The sequence below is a fragment of the Vibrio sp. R10-SG-ISO4 genome (genome assembly GCF_059834135.1).
Window position 1 is genome coordinate 27,378 of sequence record NZ_JCBDHJ010000008.1, and the last position, 20,171, is coordinate 47,548.

Sequence of the window (20,171 nt, forward strand, 5' to 3'; positions counted from 1 at the left end):
ATGGCTCAAAGCAAAGTACTGATCGTTGAAGACGATGAAGGTCTACGCGAAGCGTTGGTCGATACGTTAGCGCTGGCGGGGTACGAATGGCTTGAAGCGGACAGCGCAGAAGACGCGTTGGTTAAGCTGAAAAGCCAAGAGGTGGATATCGTTGTTTCTGATGTGCAAATGGCAGGCATGGGCGGTCTCGCCTTGCTAAGAAACATCAAGCAGCACTGGCCTAACTTGCCGGTGCTATTGATGACGGCCTACGCCAATATCGAAGATGCCGTGTCAGCGATGAAAGAGGGCGCCATTGACTACATGGCAAAACCTTTTGCTCCAGAAGTCCTACTTAATATGGTCAGCCGATACGCGCCGATCAAATCGGATGACAATGGCGACGCTGTAGTCGCAGACCAAAAAAGCCTTAAGCTGATGGCGTTGGCCGATAAAGTGGCGAAAACCGATGCGAGCGTGATGGTGCTTGGCCCAAGCGGTTCGGGCAAAGAGGTGATGTCTCGCTACATACACAATGCGTCATTGCGCAAAGAGGGCCCTTTTGTCGCGATTAACTGCGCCGCGATCCCAGATAATATGCTTGAAGCTACCTTATTTGGTTATGAGAAAGGGGCCTTTACGGGCGCCGTTCAAGCGTGTCCGGGTAAGTTTGAGCAAGCGCAAGGCGGTACGATTTTACTCGACGAAATCAGTGAGATGGACTTGAGCCTACAAGCCAAACTGCTGCGTGTTTTGCAAGAGCGAGAAGTGGAACGTTTGGGGAGTCGCAAAAGCATCAAACTGGACGTGCGCGTACTGGCGACCAGTAACCGCGATCTTAAGCAATACGTCCAAGAAGGGCATTTTCGCGAAGATTTGTACTACCGCCTCAATGTCTTTCCGATTACTTGGCCAGCACTGTGTGACCGACCGGGGGATATTGAACCGCTCGCTAATCACTTGATGCAGCGTCACTGTTCAAAACTTGGGATGCCGGTTCCGCAGTTGGAGCAAAGTGCGATTCATAAATTGCTGACTTACCGTTGGCCTGGCAACGTACGTGAATTGGATAACGTGGTGCAACGTGCCCTGATTCTTAGCGATCAAGGGCAGATTCACGCTGAGCACATTCTGTTAGAAGGGCACGATTGGCATGACGCGTCAGGCTTACAACAAGTCGTTCAAGAGAGTCATGTGATGGCGCCGGAGGTCAAGCCGATTGCTGAAGCGGAGGCATCGCGTCAGCTCTCAGGGGGAAGTGGCTTGGGAGGCGAGCTTCGTGACCAAGAATACGCAATCATTTTGGAGACCATGGCCGAGTGCAAAGGGCGCCGCAAAGAGATGGCCGAGAAGCTGGGTATCAGTCCACGTACCTTGCGCTACAAGTTAGCGAAAATGCGTGATGCGGGGATTGATATTCCTAACTAACGTGCTATTTTTCGTCTCATTCAAACGTGGCATACAGTTTGCAGCGTCAGAGAAACAGCAGAACAAAATGTCAAAGAGTTGACAATCGAGGTACGGATGAAAATTGACGGTTTTCAGGGCGAAATGCAAGCCATGATGTTTGAAGCAAGTAACACCAGACCTGCCGCCACCGGTCATACGGTCGGGGCGGATTTTGGCGACTTACTCAACAATGCCATCAATAACGTCAATCAACTTTCGAAAACCTCGAGCAACTTACAAATGCGCTTTGACCGCGGAGATGAAGATGTCTCTTTGTCAGATGTCATGATTGCCCGCAACAAATCGAGCGTGGCCTTTGATGCGACAATCCAAGTACGAAACAAGTTTGTTGAAGCGTACAAAGAATTGATGAATATGCCAGTTTAATAGTAGGTATCGACGGTGGCAGAACCAACTCAATCCACAGACCTAACCGTAGCGGATGACCATGTCGATAGCACCATGCTATCGACGGATATCGATAGCGGTGGTCAAAACCCCGATCTTGATGAAAAAAGCAGCTCCAAGTTTGATATGGCGGTGGGCGATCTCGACCTGCTGCGTCAAGTGGTGCTGGTTCTGTCGATCTCAATCTGTGTCGCATTGATTGTGATGCTGTTTTTTTGGGTCAAAGAGCCCGATATGCGCCCACTCGGAGCGTACGATACCGAGGAATTGATTCCTGTCTTAGATTACCTTGATCAGCAAAAGCTAGACTACAAACTCGACGGCAACACTATTTTGGTGCCTGCGAGCGATTACAACTCACTCAAACTCAACATGGTCCGCGCGGGGCTCAACACCGAGAAACAGGCGGGTGACGAGATCTTGTTGCAAGACATGGGATTTGGGGTTTCTCAACGTCTCGAGCAAGAGCGCCTTAAGCTCAGCCGTGAACGCCAGCTCTCTAAAGCGATAGAAGAGATGACCCAAATACGCAAAGCGCGTGTGCTGCTTGCGCTGCCTAAGCAAAGTGTGTTTGTGCGTCACAATCAAGAGGCCTCAGCGTCGGTATTTTTGACTTTGCGTACCGGCACCAGCCTTAAGCAAGAAGAGGTCGACTCGATTGTGGATATGGTCGCGAGCGCAGTTCCGGGCATGAAGCCGACCCGCATTACCGTGACGGATCAGCATGGGCGTTTACTGAGCTCTGGCTCGCAAGATCCAGCCTCTGCGGCAAGACGCAAAGAGCATGAGCTAGAGCGTAAACAAGAACAAGCCTTGCGTGACAAAATTGATTCTGTATTGATCCCAATATTAGGCTTTGGCAATTACACCGCTCAGGTCGATATCCAACTTGATTTTAGTGCGGTCGAACAGACGCGTAAGAGCTTTGACCCTAATACGCCGGCAACGCGCAGTGAATACACCCTTGAAGATTACAACAATGGCAATGTGGTCGCTGGCGTGCCAGGCGCACTGAGTAATCAACCGCCTGCCGATGCCTCCATTCCTCAAGATGTGGCCCAAATGAAAGATGGGTCGCTACTTGGCCAAGGTTCGGTGCATAAAGAAGCGACGCGCAACTTCGAACTCGATACCACCATCAGCCATGAGCGTCGTCAAACCGGTGTCGTGAATCGCCAAACGGTCGCCGTCGCGATAAAAAATCGTGCTGTGGTCAACCCTGAAACCGGTGAGACAACCTACCAGCCGCTCTCGGATGCGGACCTAAACTCGATTCGACAAGTGTTGGTCGGCGCTGTTGGCTTTAACGAAAATCGCGGTGATTTATTGAATGTGCTGAGCATGCAATTTGCTGAGCCAGAGATGGATATCGTCCAAGATGTGCCACTATGGGAACACCCGAATTTCAACGACTGGGTACGTTGGTTTGCTAGTGCGCTCGTGATTATTGTGGTGGTACTGGTGCTTGTGCGCCCAGCCATGAAGAAACTGCTCAACCCAGCATCGGATGACGATGAACAACTGTATGGCCCAGATGGCTTACCGATTGGCGCCGATGGTGAAACAAGCTTAATTGGGAGTGATTTAGAAGGTGGCGAGCTGTTTGAGTTTGGCTCAAGTATTGACCTTCCAAATCTACACAAAGATGAAGACGTGCTGAAAGCGGTTCGTGCATTGGTTGCGAATGAGCCGGAACTCGCGGCACAAGTTGTGAAGAACTGGATGCAAAATGCCTAACGAAATGGTCCCACAGGGGGGCGGTGAAGAATCAGAAAACACCGTGGATATTGAATCAATACCGGGTGAGGAGCGCGCGGCGATTCTATTGTTGAGTCTCAATGAAGAGGACGCAGCAGGCATTATTCGCCACTTAGAGCCCAAACAAGTACAACGCGTGGGTAGCGCTATGGCACGCGCGTCGGATTTAAGCCAAGACAAAGTTGGGGCGGTGCACCGCGCTTTTCTTGAAGATATCCAAAAATACACCAACATTGGTATGGGTAGCGAAGACTTCATGCGTAATGCCCTAGTGGCGGCGCTCGGTGAAGACAAAGCGAATAACTTGGTTGACCAAATCCTGCTGGGTACGGGCTCGAAAGGCCTTGATTCCCTCAAGTGGATGGACCCACGTCAAGTGGCCAGCATCATCGTCAACGAACACCCACAGATTCAAACGATTGTCTTGTCTTACCTAGAGCCCGATCAATCGGCGGAGATTTTGTCTCAATTTGCCGAGCGCGATCGTCTCGACCTGATGATGCGTATTGCTAACCTCGAGGAAGTCCAGCCTTCAGCATTGGCCGAGCTAAACGAAATCATGGAGAAGCAGTTTGCGGGTCAAGCAGGGGCGCAAGCCGCCAAGATTGGTGGCCTGAAAGCCGCAGCCGAAATCATGAACTACATGGACAACAACATCGAAGGCGTCTTGATGGAGCAGATGCGCGATCAAGACGAAGATATGGCGACACAAATCCAAGATTTGATGTTCGTGTTCGAGAATTTGATCGAGGTCGACGACCAAGGTATCCAAAAATTGCTGCGTGATGTTCCGCAAGATGCGTTGCAGCGTGCACTCAAAGGTGCCGATGACGCACTGCGCGAGAAGATCTTCAAGAACATGTCCAAGCGTGCAGCTGAGATGATGCGTGATGATCTTGAAGCCATGCCTCCGATCAAGGTGTCGGACGTGGAAACCGCTCAAAAAGAAGTCTTGGCGATCGCCCGTCGCATGGCCGATGCGGGCGAAATTATGCTTGGCGGCGGCGCAGACGAGTTCTTGTAATGGTTTGGGTCATCACCGCTCAACCGAGTGATGACCGCAACGCAAATCAACGCGAAGAGCGATCAGTAATTCAGTGAACGATCAGTAACTCAGTGAGTAAAAGTGTTATGGCCGGAGAAAGAAAGCGCGGTTTTTTACGATTGGATGATGAAGAAGTGGTGGTCCAAAAAGCGGAGCGCTGGGGCATGCCTGACTACACGTCACACACTCACAAGCAAGCCAAAGAAACGGCGTTGAATTACGATCCGAGCTGGATGCCTTTGCCCACCGAACCTGAAGAAGAGGCGCCCGTTGAGCTGACCGATGAGCAAATTGAGCACATCAAGCAGCAGGCGTATCAAGATGGATTGCTGCAAGGTCAAGAAGCCGGTTTCAAGCAAGGCTATGAGAAAGGCAAAGAGCAAGGCTTAGCGGAAGGCCATCAAGAAGGGCTCGAAGCGGGCCGTCAAGAAGGTGTCACGGCAGGCGAAGCCTTTATCAAAGAACAAGTCGATACCTTCATCAACTTAGCCAACCAATTCGCTCAGCCGCTTGAACTGATGAACGCCCAAGTGGAAAAACAGTTGGTCGATATGGTCCTCATTTTGGTGAAAGAGGTGGTGCATGTCGAAGTTCAAACCAATCCTCAAGTCATTCTAGACACCATCAAACAGTCGGTGGAATCTCTGCCTATTTCCGGTCACGCGATTACCTTAAAACTTCACCCCGACGATGTCGCTATTATCCGTTCTGCCTATGGCGAAGACGAATTGAACCTGCGTAATTGGAACTTGATGAGTGAGCCTGCTCTCAATCGGGGCGATGTTCAAATTGAAGCGGGGGAGTCGAGTGTCAACTATCGCCTTGAAGATAGGATTCGCAGCGTGATCCAAAGCTTTTGTGGTGTCAATCGCCATCAAGGTGTTGAGTGATGCTCGAGCTCGCTCAGCGTCTTGGCCAGTACAAAACCCACGGGTTAACGTGTCGCCCAGTGGCGTCCGGTAAGTTGATTCGCGTGGTGGGATTAACGCTCGAAGCGACCGGGTGCCGGGCTCCGATTGGCAGTTTGTGTACCGTGGAAACCATGCACGGTGAAATGGAAGCCGAAGTGGTCGGCTTTTCTGGCGACAACCTTTTTTTGATGCCGAGTGAGCAGATCACCGGCGTGCTGCCCGGGGCGAAAGTGACGCCGCTGACCAGTGATGCAGGCCTGCCTGTTGGTATGGAGCTTCTTGGTCGAGTGATTGACGGCGTAGGCAACCCACTCGATGGTCTTGGCCCGATTTATACCGAGAAAAAAGCCTCGTTTAATGTGCAGCCGATTAATCCGCTGGCACGTAAACCGATCACGGAGCCGCTGGATGTCGGCATTAAAGCGATCAACGGCTTATTGACAGTGGGCAAAGGCCAACGTATTGGTCTGTTCGCCGGTTCTGGTGTCGGTAAATCGGTGACACTCGGTATGATGACTCGAGGCACAACTGCGCAAGTGGTGGTGGTCGGCTTGATCGGTGAACGTGGCCGAGAAGTGAAAGAGTTTATCGAAGAAATTTTGGGTGTGGATGGTCGCCAGCGCTCTGTGGTGGTCGCAGCGCCCGCCGATGCCTCGCCGTTGATGCGTTTGAAAGGGTGCCAGACCGCCCTGACCATTGCGGAATATTTTCGCGATCAAGGGCTCGATGTGCTGCTTTTAATGGACTCCTTAACCCGTTTTGCTCAAGCGCAACGTGAAATTGCGCTATCGGTTGGCGAACCGCCGGCAACCAAAGGTTACCCGCCTTCGGTCTTTGCCAAATTACCCGCTTTGGTAGAGCGAGCCGGTAACGGTGGCCCCGATCAGGGCTCCATTACCGCATTTTTTACCGTACTGACCGAAGGGGATGACCTGCAGGACCCGATAGCAGACGCATCGCGAGCCATTCTCGATGGTCACGTTGTGCTCTCGCGAGAAATGGCCGATGCGGGTCATTATCCAGCGATTGATGTCGAAAAATCGGTCAGTCGTGTCATGCCACAGATCACCACCGATGAGCATATTTTGATGTCCAAAGCGGTGAGACAAATCCTCTCGATTTGTCGCAAGAATCAAGATCTGGTCTCTATTGGTGCTTACAAACCGGGTACCGATGCAGCGATTGATGGCGCGTTTACTATCAAGCCGAAACTCGATGGTTATCTACAGCAAGGAATGAAAGAGAGCGTGCCGTACGATATGTGCGTAAATATGCTCAAGAACTTGCTGCAAGGGGAGTGATAGTCGATGGATAACGCGTTGGCATTCTTGCTAGAGCAGGCGAAAGAACAGGAAAATCAGGCGGTCATGGCGCTTACACAGGCTCGCGGTGAGCTAGAAGGCTATTACCGACAGCTCAAACAGATTGAGCAATACCGCCTAGATTACTGCCAGCAACTGGTTGAACGAGGTCAGCAAGGGTTAACGGCTAGCCAATATACCCACTTAAACCGCTTTTTAACCACGCTCGATGAGACCCTCGCCAAACAGCAGAAAGCCGAGCACCATTTTAAGAGTCAGGTAGAAAGCTGTGAGCAGCACTGGCTGGAGCGTCGCAAACAGCGACGTTCGTATGAATGGCTGATGGAGAAAAAACGCAGTGAAAAAGCGCGTGAACAAGAGCATCGCGAGCAAAAGCTGATGGATGAGTTTGCCACCTTGCAATATTCACGGCGGAAGCCGAACTGATCGCTCATTATCATCGTAAAAACTTCGTATTAGCTTCCAACTATGGCGTGATTTTTGCTGATATCCTAGCTAACCCCTGTTCCGTCTCTGCGCTGTTTCGAGATGATTAACTGTGAGTAGCTCAACTATGAATATCAATTTATCGTCTGTTTCTGACAGCGGAAAAGCCGCTAAGGTCGCGCCAAGCACGGGTGAGGCCAGCACTGAGAAAAACAGTGGAGAAGGCTTTTTTTCTAAACTCGCTGCGCTGATTAAAGGTGAAGGCGGAAAAGGCGACGGCTCAGGTGATGGGGTAAAAGCGCAAGGCAAAGTCCCTGTAGAGAAAGCACCCGCAGAAAAAGCCCCCACAGAGCAAGCAAGCGCGAGTGAGGCGTCTAAGTCAACGTCTAACGGCGATAAGTCGACATCGACCGCCAATCAATCTACCGACGAGTTACTCGAGGCCGAATCGGTAAGTTCGAAAGCCGACGGTGCAAAAGGCGAAAGCGATCGCGCAGCCTCAGCTAAGGTGTTGGCTGCGACGGATGATAGCGAGGCCTCCCTGCCGAAAGACCAAGCGGCGAAAATTGTGTCCGACAATGACCAAGTATTGCAGCGTCTGGATGAATCTAATCGCGCCCTCAAGGCAAAAGACGGCAAGAACTTGCCTCATGAAGCCAATGCCGCCAAGCTCGATCCTGCAACGGATACGCCTAAAGTGTCTGCTGAAGGGCAAGTGTCTGTTCAAGCCGCCGCCATCTCCGCTCAAGGCGATGAAAAGACCCAACCAGAATCCTTTGTGCGCTCAAATGAGAGTGAAGTGGTGAGAGTGCACGGCGAAACCCTGCACGCAAATAGCCAGGCTAGAGATGAAGGTCAAGATGCAAATGCAGTGCAAGCCGCCGCGTCTTCGGCCTCGGCTACTGGCAGCGATGGCGAATCGCTTGCTGTAAGCGAGGTATCTGAGCAGGCGAAAGCGGAATCGGCGAAAAAGTACCTTAATGTGGAGTCTCCACTTGTGGATAGCGAACAAGATGGTGCTTCGCCTCAGGTTGCCGCTGCAGTGACCGCGAGTGTGGCGGCAAAAGCGGGACAAGACCCCACACCAACCGATGCATTGCCTGTAGATAAGTCGACTCAACACCGTTTCAACACCGAGCAACATCAAGCCGATGCGACCGCTGCGCCAAACGCACTGAATGCCAGCGCCATGATGGTAGGCACGGAATTAAGTGAAGCTGGCGTTGATACGAACAGAGCAGAGCAAGCGACCAATGTCTCTGCTGCCTCCTTGACTGCAGAGCCCCAAACCGTATCGGCCGATACTCTTACGGATACCGAAAAGCCAATGCAAGCAACAGCCATCCCATGGGCCGTACAAGGTGAGGCGGTGGTCAAAGAGGAGGTCAATCTGGCCCGAGATCCGCAAGTGAAATCTCAGCAAGCGGTGCTCGCGCACTCAGTACAACAAGCGATGCATCAAACGCAGTCAGTGACACCTACGCCGCTGCAACAGGCTGCCACTTCGCCTATTCCTAACGCTGCCACGCAAGCGATCCCCACATCGCCTATACCCACCGACCTAAGCGCCAGCGCGATGCCGAATGTGGCGGCGAACCCGGCACTGCAAGAGCAGGCACTGTTAAAATCGGCGTTGGGATCGAAAGTCGCGATGGGCGCCGCCCAAAGTGGGGAGAGCAAAGAGGCGGCATCGGGCGAGCATTTTGCTCAGCAGTTGGCTGCCGCGAGTGGGCAGCAGCTTGGCACTCAACCTAATGGCATGCGTGCGGAGCAAGCCAATCCTGCGCAAGTTCCTTTGCAGCTCAGCCGTGATGTAGCCGCGGATCAAGTGGCAGAGCGCGTACAGATGATGATGTCGAAAAACTTGAAAAACATCGACATTCGCCTTGATCCCCCTGAGCTAGGCCGCTTGCAAATTCGCATGAACATGAATGGTGACGGCGCCACAGTCCACTTTACTGTCGCCAACCAAGGCGCGCGCGATATTATCGAGCAATCGATGCCAAGACTGCGTGAAATGCTCGCTCAGCAAGGGGTTCAGCTGGGAGACACCTCCGTTCAGCAACAGGCCTCTGGCCAGCAGCAAGGACGCTATGCAACAGGCAGTGGGCAAGGAAATGGTCAAGGGAGCAGCAATCACGCCTTTGGCGGTGAAGAAAACCTTGAACCAGACACCAATCTTGATTTGAATGTAGCAACAAAGCGTGATGGAATCAGTTATTACGCTTAAACTGTTAGAAAAACTAGGATTTAGAGACCGTTAAGTTATGGCAGACGAAGATATCACCGCAGAAGCTCCCAAAGGGAAAGGCAAATTACTGATCATAGTGGCCGTTGTTGTTGTCTTGCTGCTTGGCGGTGGTGGTGCCGCGTTCTTTTTGATGGGTTCAGATGAGCCCTCCGGAGAACAGGCTGCAACGCAACAGCAAGTGGTGACGCCCGCCGAGCCTGTCTCTTATGTCAATATTCCTCAGCCGTTTTTGTTTAACGTGACGGGCGACAAACGTGACCGCATGGTACAGATCAAAGTGCAGTTGATGGTGCGTGGCAGCGAAAATGAAAACCTGGCCCGCTATCACTCGCCACTGATCGAGAGTTCCCTGCTGAGCACGTTTGCTTCGGCAACGGTGGACCAACTACGCAGCGTCAACGGACGCGTGGAGTTGCGCGACAAAGCGACGGATGACATCAAAGCCAGTTTGACCAGAGCTGTGGGTCAGCCTGTGATTGAACGTGTGCTATTTACTGATTTTGTAATGCAATAGGTGACGCGTGACTGATCTATTAAGCCAAGATGAGATCGATGCGCTGCTTCACGGCGTCGATGACGTCGATGAGATAGAAGAAGAGAGTAACGAGCAAGACGCGAGCGCCGTCGATTTTGACTTTTCCTCTCAAGACCGCATTGTTCGTGGTCGGATGCCAACCCTCGAGCTGATCAACGAACGCTTTGCTCGTCATATGCGTATCAGCCTGTTCAACATGCTGCGTAAAACCGCTGAAGTCTCGATCAACGGCGTGCAGATGATGAAGTTCGGCGAGTATCAAAATACACTTTACGTACCGACCAGTCTCAACATGGTGCGCTTTCGACCTCTAAAAGGTACGGCGCTGATCACCATGGAAGCACGCTTAGTGTTCATTTTGGTGGAGAACTTCTTTGGCGGTGATGGCCGTTTTCACGCGCGGATTGAAGGGCGTGAATTTACGCCAACCGAACGTCGAATTGTTCAATTGTTGCTCAAAATCGTCTTTGAAGATTATAAAGAAGCATGGTCGCCTGTGATGGGGGTCGAGTTTGAGTATCTCGACTCCGAAGTGAACCCGAGCATGGCGAACATTGTCAGCCCGACGGAAGTGATCGTTGTGAGTTCGTTTCATATTGAAGTGGATGGCGGGGGCGGCGATTTCCATGTCGTGATGCCATACTCAATGGTAGAGCCGATCCGTGAGCTACTCGATGCCGGTGTTCAATCGGATAAGATGGAAACTGACGTGCGCTGGAGTACGGCGCTACGCGAAGAGATCATGGATGTTCCTGTGAACTTTCGCGTTAACTTGCTCGAGCAAGATATTTCCCTGCGCGACCTAATGGAGCTGCGCCCTGGCGATATTATCCCGATCCATATGCCAGAGCACGCCACCATGTTTGTAGAAGAGTTACCGACCTATCGGGTCAAAATGGGCCGTTCAGGGGAAAACCTTGCGGTACAAATATCGGAAAAAATTAAGCGTCCCGATGTAGTGAAAACCGATATTGCCTTCTTGGGCAAAGATGTTATCTCCGAGTTAGAAGATGACGAAGGCGACATTGAAGATTAATTGAAGAGTAGGAATTAGGTATGGAACCAAGTGACGATCAGAAACTGGCGGACGAATGGGCGGCAGCCCTAGGAGAAGATCCCAACGCGCCAGAGATCGATGTGGATGAAGTGATGTCAGCGCAACTGGATGAGTTAGAAGATACCTCCTCACCCATTTCCGATGACGAGCGCCGTAAGCTCGATACCATCTTGGATATTCCGGTCACCATCTCTATGGAAGTGGGCCGCTCGCAGATCAGCATTCGTAACCTGCTGCAACTCAACCAAGGTTCAGTGGTCGAACTTGAGCGCTTGGCCGGGGAGTCACTCGATGTATTGGTCAACGGCACCTTGATTGCCCACGGTGAAGTGGTGGTGGTCAATGACAAGTTTGGTATCCGTTTGACTGACGTTATCAGCCAAACTGAGCGTATTAAGAAGCTTCGTTAAGCCATGGGGCCTGCAACCGATAGCCAGTTAGACATAGCGACCACCTTTGGGTCGCTTTTGTTCGTTGTCGCTTTTATTTTGTTTTTGGCTTGGCTACTCAAGCGAATGCGCGTTCCCGCTATTGGCAATCAGCCGGGGTTGAGTGTGGTACGCCAAATCGCGGTGGGCACTAAAGAGCGTATCGTGATTGTTCAAGCCGGAGAAGAGCAGTTCTTAGTCGGCGTGACGGCGCAGTCTATCCAGTTGATTGCGAAGTTGGATAAGCCACTTTCTCAGGAGGAGTTAGCCACCAGTCCGTTTGCAAGCCAACTGACTCAGCTATTGAAAAAGAATGATAAATCGTAGTCGAACTTTTTGGGTCTGGATGACCTTGCTATGGTCTCTTCTCTCTACGGCGGTGGTCGCACAGGAGGAGTTAGCGACATCGGTACCGAGTAATGCGGCGGGCGCATCGTCTGTGACTGTCTCGGCGATGGAGCGTGAACAAGGCGCTTCCGGTAGCAGCGCACAAACGTTGTCGACCGGTAGCTTGACCGGCGGTGGCGGCGGTATCCCTGCCTTTACCATGACCACCAACCCTGACGGCACAGAAGACTATTCCGTCAATCTACAGATTCTCGCTTTGATGACCATGCTGGGCTTTTTGCCTGCCATGGTCATTTTGATGACCTCATTTACCCGCATCGTTGTCGTGATGTCGATTTTGCGTCAAGCGATGGGTTTGCAGCAGACGCCGTCGAACCAAGTGATCATTGGCATTGCTATCTTTCTTACCTTTTTCATCATGTCGCCAGTGTTGAGTAAAATTAACGACGACGCGATTCAACCCTACATCAACGAACAAATCACGGCACGTGACGCGTTCGATTTGGCGCAAGTGCCAATGAAAGATTTCATGCTCAAACAGACGCGTGTTAAAGATCTGGAAACCTTTGTCAACATTTCGGGCTCCGACGCAACCGCTCCAGAAGATGTGTCGATGGCGGTGCTGATCCCGGCGTTCATTACTTCTGAGCTCAAGACGGCGTTTCAAATCGGCTTTATGCTCTTTTTGCCTTTCCTCATCATTGACCTAGTGGTCGCTTCTGTCTTAATGGCCATGGGTATGATGATGCTCTCACCCATGATCGTCTCGCTGCCATTCAAACTGATGCTGTTTGTGCTGGTGGATGGTTGGAACCTGATTTTGTCGACCTTGGCCGGCAGTTTTGCGTTGTAGCGGGAGGAGACCATGACGCCAGAGGTTTTTGTCGAAATGTTTCGCGGCGCACTGTGGATGGTGCTCATTATGGTGTGCGCCATCATTATCCCAAGCTTGCTGATTGGTCTTGTGGTGGCGATTTTCCAAGCCGCAACGTCGATTAACGAACAAACGTTGAGTTTCTTGCCACGTTTGATTGTCACATTGCTAGCGTTAATGCTGTTTGCTCACTGGATGACACAAATGCTCATGGAGTATTTCTTTGCCATGGTTGAGCGACTACCTCAGGTTCTCTACTAGGAGCGGGTATGGAATATCCCGCTAGCGTCGTCCTCGACTGGATTGCCAACTACTTTTGGCCCTACACGCGCATTGCCGCCATGTTGATGGTGATGTCGGTGACCGGCGCGCGGTTTGTCTCTAATCGTGTTCGACTCTATTTGGGCTTAGCCATCACCTTTGCCGTTATGCCCGCTATCCCCGCCGTCCCTGATAATATTGAGCTGCTCTCATTCGCCGGTTTTATGACGTTACTTGAGCAGATCATCATCGGCGTGGCGATGGGTACCGTGACCCAATTTATGATTCAAACCTTCGTCATTCTCGGCCAAATCTTGGGTATGCAGTCGAGCTTGGGTTTTGCGTCTATGGTAGACCCTGCCAATGGACAGAATACGCCGCTGCTCGGTCAACTGTTCATGTTTTTGGCAACGCTATTCTTTCTGGCGACGGATGGCCACTTAAAGATGATCATGCTAGTGGTGATGAGTTTTCAATCTCTACCCATAGGCTCAGGGTCGCTGACGAGTGCCGATTTTCAAGAGTTGGCGAGCTGGCTGGGGATCATGTTTAATGTTGCACTGAGTATGTCGCTATCGGGCATTATTGCGCTACTGACCATCAACCTGTCGTTTGGTGTTATGACGCGTGCGGCGCCGCAGTTGAATATCTTCTCGCTCGGTTTTGCTTTTGCGCTGATGGTGGGTTTGCTGCTCTGTTGGTACATTATCGCCGGCCTGTATAGCCACTATGAGCTATTCTGGTTACAAGGTGAAGCGCAAGTGTGCCGCTTCATCCGGTTGGATTGTTAAGGGAGCGCGATGGCAGAATCCGACGGTCAAGAACGCACCGAAGACGCCACGCCCAGGCGCTTGCAACAGGCTCGAGAGAAAGGGCAGGTTGCAAGGTCTAAAGAACTGGCGTCGGTCTCCGTCCTTGTGGTGGGCGCGATTGCTTTAATGTGGTTTGGTGAAGGGTTGGCACGTGGCTTGTTTCAAGTAATGCGCCGCTTGTTCACTTTGTCGCGTGAGGAAGTGTTTGATCAAGTCAAACTGTTCGACATCGCCCTCGGGTCGCTAGGCAGTTTGATATTGCCATTATTGCTGATTCTGGTGACGCTGTTTGTTGCCGCGCTGATTGGCGCAGCGGGTGTTGGTGGTATCAGCTTTTCAGCAGAAGCCGCGACGCCCAAATGGTCAAAAATGAACCCGCTGAGTGGTTTTAAGCGCATGTTCGGTCTGCAAAGCTGGGTCGAGCTGCTGAAATCCATTCTTAAAGTGGCGCTGGTGACCGGTGTGGCGATCTTTCTTATCAACTCAGCGCAGCAGGATTTGTTTCAGCTGAGTATGGACGTTTACCCGCAAAACATCTTCCATGCGCTCGATATCTTACTCAACTTTGTGCTCTTGATTAGCTGCTCACTGTTGGTGGTGGTCGCCATCGATATTCCGTTCCAAATCTGGCAGCACGCCAACCAATTGAAAATGACCAAGCAAGAGGTCAAAGACGAGTACAAAGAGACTGAAGGTAAACCTGAGGTAAAAGGCCGTATTCGTATGCTACAACGGGAAGCGGCTCAGCGGAGAATGATGGCAGAAGTGCCGCAAGCGGATGTGATTGTTACCAACCCAGAGCACTTTTCCGTGGCGCTCAGGTACAAGCAAGATAAAGATCGCGCGCCGATTGTAGTTGCGAAAGGGACCGATCACATGGCGCTTAAAATTCGAGAAGTGGCGCGAGAGCATGATATCTACGTGATCCCCGCTCCGCCATTGGCTCGGGCGCTGTATCATTCAACAGAGTTGGAGCAAGAGATCCCAGATGGGCTGTTTACCGCAGTGGCTCAAGTGTTGGCGTATGTGTTCCAGCTCAAGCAGTATCGCAAACGTGGCGGTCAAAGGCCGAAGCTCAAGGCGTCCGAACTCCCTATCCCGCCAGATTTGCGCCAGTAATGATTATTTTTCCGGGATCGAGAGTAAAACCAGCAACGCGCCATCGCCACCAAACTCAAGCGGTGCTTGGTGAAACGCCATCACATCAGGGTGCTGGGCCAGCCATAGCGGCGTTTTTTGCTTCAGGATGTGTTTGCCGATGCCATGCTGAACACAGGCACAGGCAATTTCGTTTTTGATGCAATAGGCAATCATCGCGCCGAGTTCACGCTTGGCCTCCAGTTGCGTCATACCGTGCATATCCAAAAAGACATCAGGCACGTACACGCCACGGCGGAGTCGCTTCACCTCATACTGTGACACGTCGTCGCGGGCGTAGCGTGTTGGCCCTTCTTCATTGAGGAGCGGTACAAACTCGTCAGAGAAGTAAAACTCCGAGTCGCTCGCTTCACGTGCGCTGCGTGTGATTTCTTTCTGCTTAGTGTTTCTTTTTGGCTGTTGGACTATGGTATCCTGTCGCAACTTTTTTACGCCTTGTACTGCATCCCTGAAGAGGGCGAAATCGTCATCAATATCGGTGTCTTTTTTGTTCATGGGTGATTTCAATAGGTATGATTAATGCTATTGGCAGTATTGTAGCGCTTTTCGGAGGCAATTTTGGATAAGATTTTTGTAGAAGAAGCGGTATCGGAACTGCATACCCTTCAAGATATGATTCGCTGGACGGTCAGCCGTTTCAACGCCGCTCACCTATTTTACGGTCACGGCACTGACAATGCTTGGGATGAAGCCGTTCAGTTGATCCTACCCACACTCTATCTTCCGATTGATGTGCCTCCCCATGTTCTCAACTCTCGTTTGACCAGCAGTGAGCGCCTGCGCGTCGTCGAGCGTGTGGTGAAGCGCATCAATGAGCGCACGCCTACCGCCTATCTGACGAATCGTGCCTGGTTCTGTGGTTTGGAATTCTTCGTCGATGAACGTGTCTTGGTGCCACGCTCTCCGATTGGTGAGCTGATTCAAGCTCAGTTCGAACCTTGGCTAATCGAAGAGCCGACGCGCATTATGGATATGTGTACCGGCAGTGGTTGTATCGCCATTGCTTGTGCGTACGCCTTCCCAGAGGCGGAAGTGGACGCCATTGATATTTCATCCGACGCGCTGCAAGTGGCGGAACAGAACGTTCAAGATCACGGCATGGATCAACAAGTCTTCCCAATTCGCTCGGATCTGTTCCGCGATTTACCGAAAGAGCGTTACAACTTAATTGTCACGAATCCACCGTATGTGGATCAAGAAGACATGGACAGCTTGCCGCAAGAGTTCACCCATGAACCTGAACTCGGCTTAGCGGCGGGCAGTGATGGTCTCAAACTGGTGCGCCGCATTCTTGCCAATGCCCCCGATTACCTGACCGAAAAGGGTATTTTGATTTGTGAAGTGGGCAACTCCATGGTGCACATGATGGAGCAATATCCAGACATCCCATTCACATGGTTAGAGTTCGAAAACGGCGGGCATGGTGTCTTCTTGTTGACTCGTGACCAACTGGTCGCTTGCGCCGACGAATTCAAGTTGTACAAAGACTGATTTGTTGCCAACCGTGCACGCCCAAACGCCGAGCTTTTGCTCGGCGTTTTGCTCTCTAGCGTTTTCGCGGCTAGGTGAACTAAAATAGTTCTGGCTTGGGGCTTTACATCAAACCGTAATAAAGACACTATGAAAAAACGAACAATTGACGTGTAAAGCCTAATTGACAAGGCTGAAATAATACGAGGAAGTAATGGCAGGAAACAGTATCGGACAACATTTCCGAGTGACCACATTCGGAGAAAGTCACGGTATCGCACTAGGATGTATCGTTGACGGATGCCCTCCAGGTTTAGACCTCTCAGAAGCAGATATTCAAACGGATCTCGACCGTCGTCGTCCAGGCACTTCTCGCTATACCACTGCACGCCGCGAACCTGATGAAGTAAAAATCCTTTCCGGTGTGTTTGAAGGGAAAACGACCGGGACTTCGATCGGTTTGCTGATTGAAAATACCGACCAACGCTCAAAAGACTACTCAGAAATCAAAGACAAGTTCCGTCCCGGTCATGCTGACTACACCTACTATCAAAAGTATGGAGTGCGTGATTATCGAGGTGGCGGCCGTTCGTCTGCTCGTGAAACAGCGATGCGCGTTGCGGCGGGCGCGATTGCGAAGAAATACCTTAAGCAAGAGTTTGGTGTCGAAATTCGCGCTTACCTATCGCAGATGGGCGATGTCGCCATTGAGAAAGTCGATTGGGATGAGATCGAGAACAACCCATTTTTCTGCCCGGATGTGGATAAGGTCGAGCAGCTCGATCAATTGATCCGAGATTTGAAAAAACAAGGCGACTCTATCGGTGCCAAATTGCAAGTGGTCGCCACTGGCGTACCCGTTGGACTTGGCGAGCCAGTGTTTGATCGTTTAGACGCCGACATTGCGCATGCACTGATGAGCATCAATGCGGTAAAAGGCGTCGAAATCGGCGATGGTTTTGATGTGGTAAGCCAAAAAGGCAGCCAGCATCGTGATACCCTCACGCCAAGCGGTTTTGGTAGCAATCATGCTGGTGGCATCTTAGGCGGTATCTCGACTGGGCAAGACATTGTCGCGAATATAGCGCTCAAACCAACGTCGAGCATTACCGTACCGGGTGAAACCATCACCAAGCAAGGGGAGTCGACCGAGCTGATTACCAAAGGCCGCCATGACCCTTGTGTTGGCATTCGCGCAGTGCCGATTGCTGAAGCCATGCTGGCGATTGTGTTGCTGGATCACTTGCTGCGTCATCGCGGTCAAAACCACGGTGTCACAACGCAAACCCCGAAAATTTAATCGTTCAAACGGCTTCGCAAGGAAGCCGTTTTCTTTTCGCTGTGGCGCGTCTTAACGCTGGCTGCGGAGTCGGGTACAATGGCGTGCATCGTTACTTTGAACTTCCACATAGATGACCCACGATTATCGCGATTTGATTGCACTCTTCAATCAGACCTTTTTTGAACTGTATCAGACCCGTCTTGAACTTGGCGGTGATGAACCTATCTATCTTCCCGCGGATGACTCTACTCCTTACCATCGCATCGTGTTTGCACGAGGTTTCTATGCGTCTGCACTGCATGAAATTGCCCATTGGTGTGTGGCAGGCCCTGATCGCCGTTTACTGGAAGATTTTGGTTATTGGTATCACCCCGATGGCCGCGATGAACAGGTTCAAGCGCAGTTTGAACAAGTGGAGATACGTCCGCAGGCGTACGAGTGGATCCTATCGGTCAGCGCTGGCTTTGCATTTAGTGTCAGTTGCGACAATCTCAATGGCGACGTTGAACCTGACCGCCTCGGGTTCATGCAAAAAGTCCATCAAGAAGTGATGTCCATTTTAGCGACGGGGTTGCCGCCGCGTGTGCTGGCATTGTCTGAGGCATTGCGTGCCTTCTACCAAACCCCGCCACTTAAACCTGACGCCTTTATCGTCAAATAGAGCTTGGAATCAGCCACACCGCCTCTGACTCGCCTTCATGTTGGTAGGTGTATGAGGTTGGTACGCTGCCTTCTTCCATAACCCACACCACAGCAATCAGTGATGACCAATGGTTGCCGCTGGCGTTGCGGATGGGGATGTCTGCACGGCGTCAGTGTTTGCTGGAGTCAAACTCCCCATCTCTGTCCCAGTCAATCCAGCCATTGAGCACGCTGTCGGCGCTTGCGCCAGTGACCGTAACTTGCACCGTACTGGTTTGGCCCACTTGCAGCGGGACGGGAAACGCGACACCATCGTCGTCGTTGAGTCCATCGGCGCTGTCATCACTCAATGGAGGAAGATAAGCCTCGCTCTCACCATCCACGCTGAGCCCGAGCGTCAAGCCACTGATACCATGGCGCGCGCCGAGCGCAGCGTAACTGGTTTGATAGCTGTCTGGCGTATCACCAAAGTCTGTGTTGTCACTGGCGACCACTAGCGCTAACGCGCAGCGTGCGCCATCATTCGAGTTGCTGGAAGGGCCGTAGGCAAAAAAATCCGCACTGGATTGAGTACCGTCTAGGGTGACACGAAACACCAAACCGCTGGCCTTGTTGCTGCCATAGAGATTGCCGTCAACGTCAAAATAGATAGCACCAAAGGTGAGCTTGTAGCCGAGTAGATCTTTGTTCAACACTTGGTTAAGACGCGTTGAACTCCCGGCTTCAACGTCAATCTCAATCAAGTAACCGTTAGCATCAATCGAATAGGCGAGGCCATTGTCAGGATGAAACGCGAGATCATAAATCGCAGGCGTGCCGAAATCAGACGGATTGGCCACTTGCGTCATGACCAGAGTCTCGAGATCCGCCTTAATTAGGCCATATGAAGGGTGGTAGCCAAACCACGCATTAGTATGCACCGCCACATCACCAACATAGATGCGCTCGGGTACGCCGGCGGGCTGAGTCATCTCGAGCGGGTATTTGACGAATTCGGCATCGAGTTTAGCCAGAGTCTTGGCATCGTAATCCCACGCGCAAATAAAATCATCATGATTGCTGTAACCGGCGCAATTAAGCTTTGCACTGCCCATATTGGACTCGAGCGTGCGATAGCTGCCGAGGTCGATGTCGACACCATATGCCACTGGGAAGCCATTTGGGTTTTGAATTAGAAACGCCTGAGTGGTGGGACATTGCGCAAAAGGCACCTCAGCGCGCGCGTTGTAATGCGCTGCGGCGAGGGATAAGGCGACGAGAACGTTGACGGACAATCGGGACATCTTCATAGCAATTCCTTGGTTGTTTGCGGTGCATAACTCCCTATTGCAACCGATATGCCAGAGGACAACCCCTTGTGAACACAAGCATTTGCCTTGGGTTTCTCAATGTGAGAAGCTTTGGCCTCTTTTTGAGAATCAAACTGATTTTAGGTAGCTACAAAGAATGATCACGGAATACGAAGAAGCGTTGCTTGCGCTAATTGATGCGCGTATTGAGACAGCATCGGAAGATGAGTTGTTTGCAGGTGGCTACCTGCGTGGGCACATTTCTCTCTCCGCCGCGGCGTGTGAAGAAGAGGGGATCGTCGATCTTGACGTGTTCAAGCACCGCATTCAAGCCAGTTTAGATGAGGCGCGCAGCGAGTTGTCACCTGCTGATCGCACCATAGTGAATGACCTATGGGCCGAGTTAGCTGACCAAGCCTTACGTGCCTAAGTCTTAGGAGCCTGAGTCAGCCAATCGGGCCTTGTT

Annotated in this window: 22 protein-coding genes; 20 read left to right on the plus strand and 2 right to left on the minus strand. The window is 51.6% G+C overall.

Annotated features, from left to right (window positions below):
- The 16 genes from AC6R03_RS03960 to flhB all read left to right on the plus strand — a co-directional run bounded on the left by AC6R03_RS03960 (position 1) and on the right by flhB (position 14,983).
- Positions 1-1,407: a sigma-54-dependent transcriptional regulator gene (locus AC6R03_RS03960; RefSeq protein ID WP_500632293.1), complete on the plus strand. Its 1,407-nt coding sequence runs from the start codon at positions 1-3 to the stop codon at positions 1,405-1,407.
- A gap of 96 nt (positions 1,408-1,503) precedes the next feature.
- Complete coding sequence (gene fliE / locus AC6R03_RS03965; RefSeq protein WP_334555246.1) at positions 1,504-1,815, plus strand: flagellar hook-basal body complex protein FliE; 312 nt, start codon at positions 1,504-1,506, stop codon at positions 1,813-1,815.
- 15 nt (positions 1,816-1,830) lie between these two features.
- Positions 1,831-3,573 (plus strand): flagellar basal-body MS-ring/collar protein FliF, encoded by a 1,743-nt coding sequence (fliF, locus tag AC6R03_RS03970; RefSeq protein ID WP_500632292.1) that lies wholly within the window; start codon positions 1,831-1,833, stop codon positions 3,571-3,573.
- Positions 3,566-4,618, plus strand: coding sequence for a flagellar motor switch protein FliG (gene fliG / locus AC6R03_RS03975; protein WP_487902636.1), 1,053 nt, complete (start codon positions 3,566-3,568; stop codon positions 4,616-4,618). The genes fliF and fliG overlap by 8 nt, the downstream gene beginning before the upstream one ends.
- 107 nt (positions 4,619-4,725) lie before the next feature.
- Positions 4,726-5,529 carry a flagellar assembly protein FliH gene (gene fliH, locus AC6R03_RS03980; RefSeq protein WP_500632291.1) on the plus strand — a complete coding sequence of 268 codons (804 nt, stop codon included), beginning with the start codon at positions 4,726-4,728 and terminating at the stop codon, positions 5,527-5,529.
- Positions 5,529-6,851 carry a flagellar protein export ATPase FliI gene (gene fliI, locus AC6R03_RS03985; RefSeq protein WP_500632290.1) on the plus strand — a complete coding sequence of 441 codons (1,323 nt, stop codon included), beginning with the start codon at positions 5,529-5,531 and terminating at the stop codon, positions 6,849-6,851. Before fliH ends, fliI begins: the two co-directional genes overlap by 1 nt.
- Before the next feature lie 6 nt (positions 6,852-6,857).
- On the plus strand, positions 6,858-7,298 hold the full coding sequence (gene fliJ, locus AC6R03_RS03990) for a flagellar export protein FliJ (RefSeq protein ID WP_334555250.1): 441 nt from the start codon (positions 6,858-6,860) through the stop codon (positions 7,296-7,298).
- 127 nt (positions 7,299-7,425) lie between these two features.
- Entirely contained in the window at positions 7,426-9,528 is a 2,103-nt protein-coding gene (locus tag AC6R03_RS03995; RefSeq protein WP_500632289.1) for a flagellar hook-length control protein FliK, read from the plus strand.
- Positions 9,529-9,565: 37 nt separating this feature from the next.
- Positions 9,566-10,063, plus strand: coding sequence for a flagellar basal body-associated protein FliL (gene fliL, locus AC6R03_RS04000; protein WP_334555252.1), 498 nt, complete (start codon positions 9,566-9,568; stop codon positions 10,061-10,063).
- A gap of 7 nt (positions 10,064-10,070) precedes the next feature.
- Positions 10,071-11,120: a flagellar motor switch protein FliM gene (gene fliM / locus AC6R03_RS04005; protein WP_334555253.1), complete on the plus strand. Its 1,050-nt coding sequence runs from the start codon at positions 10,071-10,073 to the stop codon at positions 11,118-11,120.
- A 20-nt stretch (positions 11,121-11,140) separates the two neighbouring features.
- Positions 11,141-11,551: a flagellar motor switch protein FliN gene (gene fliN, locus AC6R03_RS04010; RefSeq protein ID WP_334555254.1), complete on the plus strand. Its 411-nt coding sequence runs from the start codon at positions 11,141-11,143 to the stop codon at positions 11,549-11,551.
- Between the two features lie 3 nt (positions 11,552-11,554).
- Positions 11,555-11,896 (plus strand): flagellar biosynthetic protein FliO, encoded by a 342-nt coding sequence (gene fliO / locus AC6R03_RS04015; RefSeq protein ID WP_487902640.1) that lies wholly within the window; start codon positions 11,555-11,557, stop codon positions 11,894-11,896.
- Between the two features lie 19 nt (positions 11,897-11,915).
- Positions 11,916-12,770: a flagellar type III secretion system pore protein FliP gene (gene fliP, locus AC6R03_RS04020; protein WP_500632304.1), complete on the plus strand. Its 855-nt coding sequence runs from the start codon at positions 11,916-11,918 to the stop codon at positions 12,768-12,770.
- A 12-nt stretch (positions 12,771-12,782) separates the two neighbouring features.
- On the plus strand, positions 12,783-13,052 hold the full coding sequence (gene fliQ / locus AC6R03_RS04025; protein ID WP_487902641.1) for a flagellar biosynthesis protein FliQ: 270 nt from the start codon (positions 12,783-12,785) through the stop codon (positions 13,050-13,052).
- Between the two features lie 8 nt (positions 13,053-13,060).
- On the plus strand, positions 13,061-13,843 hold the full coding sequence (gene fliR, locus AC6R03_RS04030; RefSeq protein ID WP_500632288.1) for a flagellar biosynthetic protein FliR: 783 nt from the start codon (positions 13,061-13,063) through the stop codon (positions 13,841-13,843).
- A 9-nt stretch (positions 13,844-13,852) separates the two neighbouring features.
- Complete coding sequence (gene flhB, locus AC6R03_RS04035) at positions 13,853-14,983, plus strand: flagellar biosynthesis protein FlhB (RefSeq protein WP_334555258.1); 1,131 nt, start codon at positions 13,853-13,855, stop codon at positions 14,981-14,983.
- Between the two features lie 3 nt (positions 14,984-14,986).
- On the opposite strand, the gene smrB is transcribed toward flhB, so the two are convergent.
- On the minus strand, positions 14,987-15,517 hold the full coding sequence (gene smrB, locus AC6R03_RS04040) for an endonuclease SmrB (protein ID WP_334555259.1): 531 nt from the start codon (positions 15,515-15,517) through the stop codon (positions 14,987-14,989).
- Between the two features lie 63 nt (positions 15,518-15,580).
- Between smrB and prmB the strand changes: the two genes are divergently transcribed.
- From prmB to AC6R03_RS04055, 3 genes are all read left to right on the plus strand, one after another.
- A complete protein-coding gene (gene prmB, locus AC6R03_RS04045) occupies positions 15,581-16,513 on the plus strand; it encodes a 50S ribosomal protein L3 N(5)-glutamine methyltransferase (RefSeq protein WP_500632287.1) in 933 nt (310 codons plus the stop codon).
- A 193-nt stretch (positions 16,514-16,706) separates the two neighbouring features.
- Positions 16,707-17,792 carry a chorismate synthase gene (gene aroC, locus AC6R03_RS04050; protein WP_500632286.1) on the plus strand — a complete coding sequence of 362 codons (1,086 nt, stop codon included), beginning with the start codon at positions 16,707-16,709 and terminating at the stop codon, positions 17,790-17,792.
- Between the two features lie 112 nt (positions 17,793-17,904).
- Complete coding sequence (locus AC6R03_RS04055) at positions 17,905-18,435, plus strand: elongation factor P hydroxylase (protein ID WP_500632285.1); 531 nt, start codon at positions 17,905-17,907, stop codon at positions 18,433-18,435.
- 151 nt (positions 18,436-18,586) lie between these two features.
- Here AC6R03_RS04055 and AC6R03_RS04060 read toward each other — a convergent pair whose 3' ends face one another.
- A complete protein-coding gene (locus AC6R03_RS04060) occupies positions 18,587-19,705 on the minus strand; it encodes a DUF6923 family protein (RefSeq protein WP_500632284.1) in 1,119 nt (372 codons plus the stop codon).
- Positions 19,706-19,862: 157 nt separating this feature from the next.
- Here AC6R03_RS04060 and AC6R03_RS04065 point away from each other — a divergent pair, with 157 nt between their 5' ends.
- On the plus strand, positions 19,863-20,135 hold the full coding sequence (locus tag AC6R03_RS04065; RefSeq protein WP_500632283.1) for a YfcL family protein: 273 nt from the start codon (positions 19,863-19,865) through the stop codon (positions 20,133-20,135).
- The last annotated feature ends 36 nt before the right edge of the window (positions 20,136-20,171 follow it).

Bases quoted from the DNA above. Each gene is read 5' to 3' on its own strand.
- fliP (WP_500632304.1), top strand. From the start codon at position 11,916: ATGACCTTGCTATGGTCTCTTCTCTCTACGGCGGTGGTCGCACAGGAG.
- fliG (WP_487902636.1), top strand. From the start codon at position 3,566: ATGCCTAACGAAATGGTCCCACAGGGGGGCGGTGAAGAATCAGAAAAC.
- fliL (WP_334555252.1), top strand. From the start codon at position 9,566: ATGGCAGACGAAGATATCACCGCAGAAGCTCCCAAAGGGAAAGGCAAA.
- fliH (WP_500632291.1), top strand. From the start codon at position 4,726: ATGGCCGGAGAAAGAAAGCGCGGTTTTTTACGATTGGATGATGAAGAA.
- AC6R03_RS04060 (WP_500632284.1), bottom strand. From the start codon at position 19,705: ATGAAGATGTCCCGATTGTCCGTCAACGTTCTCGTCGCCTTATCCCTC.
- fliN (WP_334555254.1), top strand. From the start codon at position 11,141: ATGGAACCAAGTGACGATCAGAAACTGGCGGACGAATGGGCGGCAGCC.
- aroC (WP_500632286.1), top strand. From the start codon at position 16,707: ATGGCAGGAAACAGTATCGGACAACATTTCCGAGTGACCACATTCGGA.
- AC6R03_RS04055 (WP_500632285.1), top strand. From the start codon at position 17,905: ATGACCCACGATTATCGCGATTTGATTGCACTCTTCAATCAGACCTTT.
- flhB (WP_334555258.1), top strand. From the start codon at position 13,853: ATGGCAGAATCCGACGGTCAAGAACGCACCGAAGACGCCACGCCCAGG.
- smrB (WP_334555259.1), bottom strand. From the start codon at position 15,517: ATGAACAAAAAAGACACCGATATTGATGACGATTTCGCCCTCTTCAGG.
- fliR (WP_500632288.1), top strand. From the start codon at position 13,061: ATGGAATATCCCGCTAGCGTCGTCCTCGACTGGATTGCCAACTACTTT.
- fliO (WP_487902640.1), top strand. From the start codon at position 11,555: ATGGGGCCTGCAACCGATAGCCAGTTAGACATAGCGACCACCTTTGGG.
- AC6R03_RS03960 (WP_500632293.1), top strand. From the start codon at position 1: ATGGCTCAAAGCAAAGTACTGATCGTTGAAGACGATGAAGGTCTACGC.
- AC6R03_RS03995 (WP_500632289.1), top strand. From the start codon at position 7,426: ATGAATATCAATTTATCGTCTGTTTCTGACAGCGGAAAAGCCGCTAAG.
- fliQ (WP_487902641.1), top strand. From the start codon at position 12,783: ATGACGCCAGAGGTTTTTGTCGAAATGTTTCGCGGCGCACTGTGGATG.
- fliI (WP_500632290.1), top strand. From the start codon at position 5,529: ATGCTCGAGCTCGCTCAGCGTCTTGGCCAGTACAAAACCCACGGGTTA.
- fliJ (WP_334555250.1), top strand. From the start codon at position 6,858: ATGGATAACGCGTTGGCATTCTTGCTAGAGCAGGCGAAAGAACAGGAA.
- AC6R03_RS04065 (WP_500632283.1), top strand. From the start codon at position 19,863: ATGATCACGGAATACGAAGAAGCGTTGCTTGCGCTAATTGATGCGCGT.
- fliE (WP_334555246.1), top strand. From the start codon at position 1,504: ATGAAAATTGACGGTTTTCAGGGCGAAATGCAAGCCATGATGTTTGAA.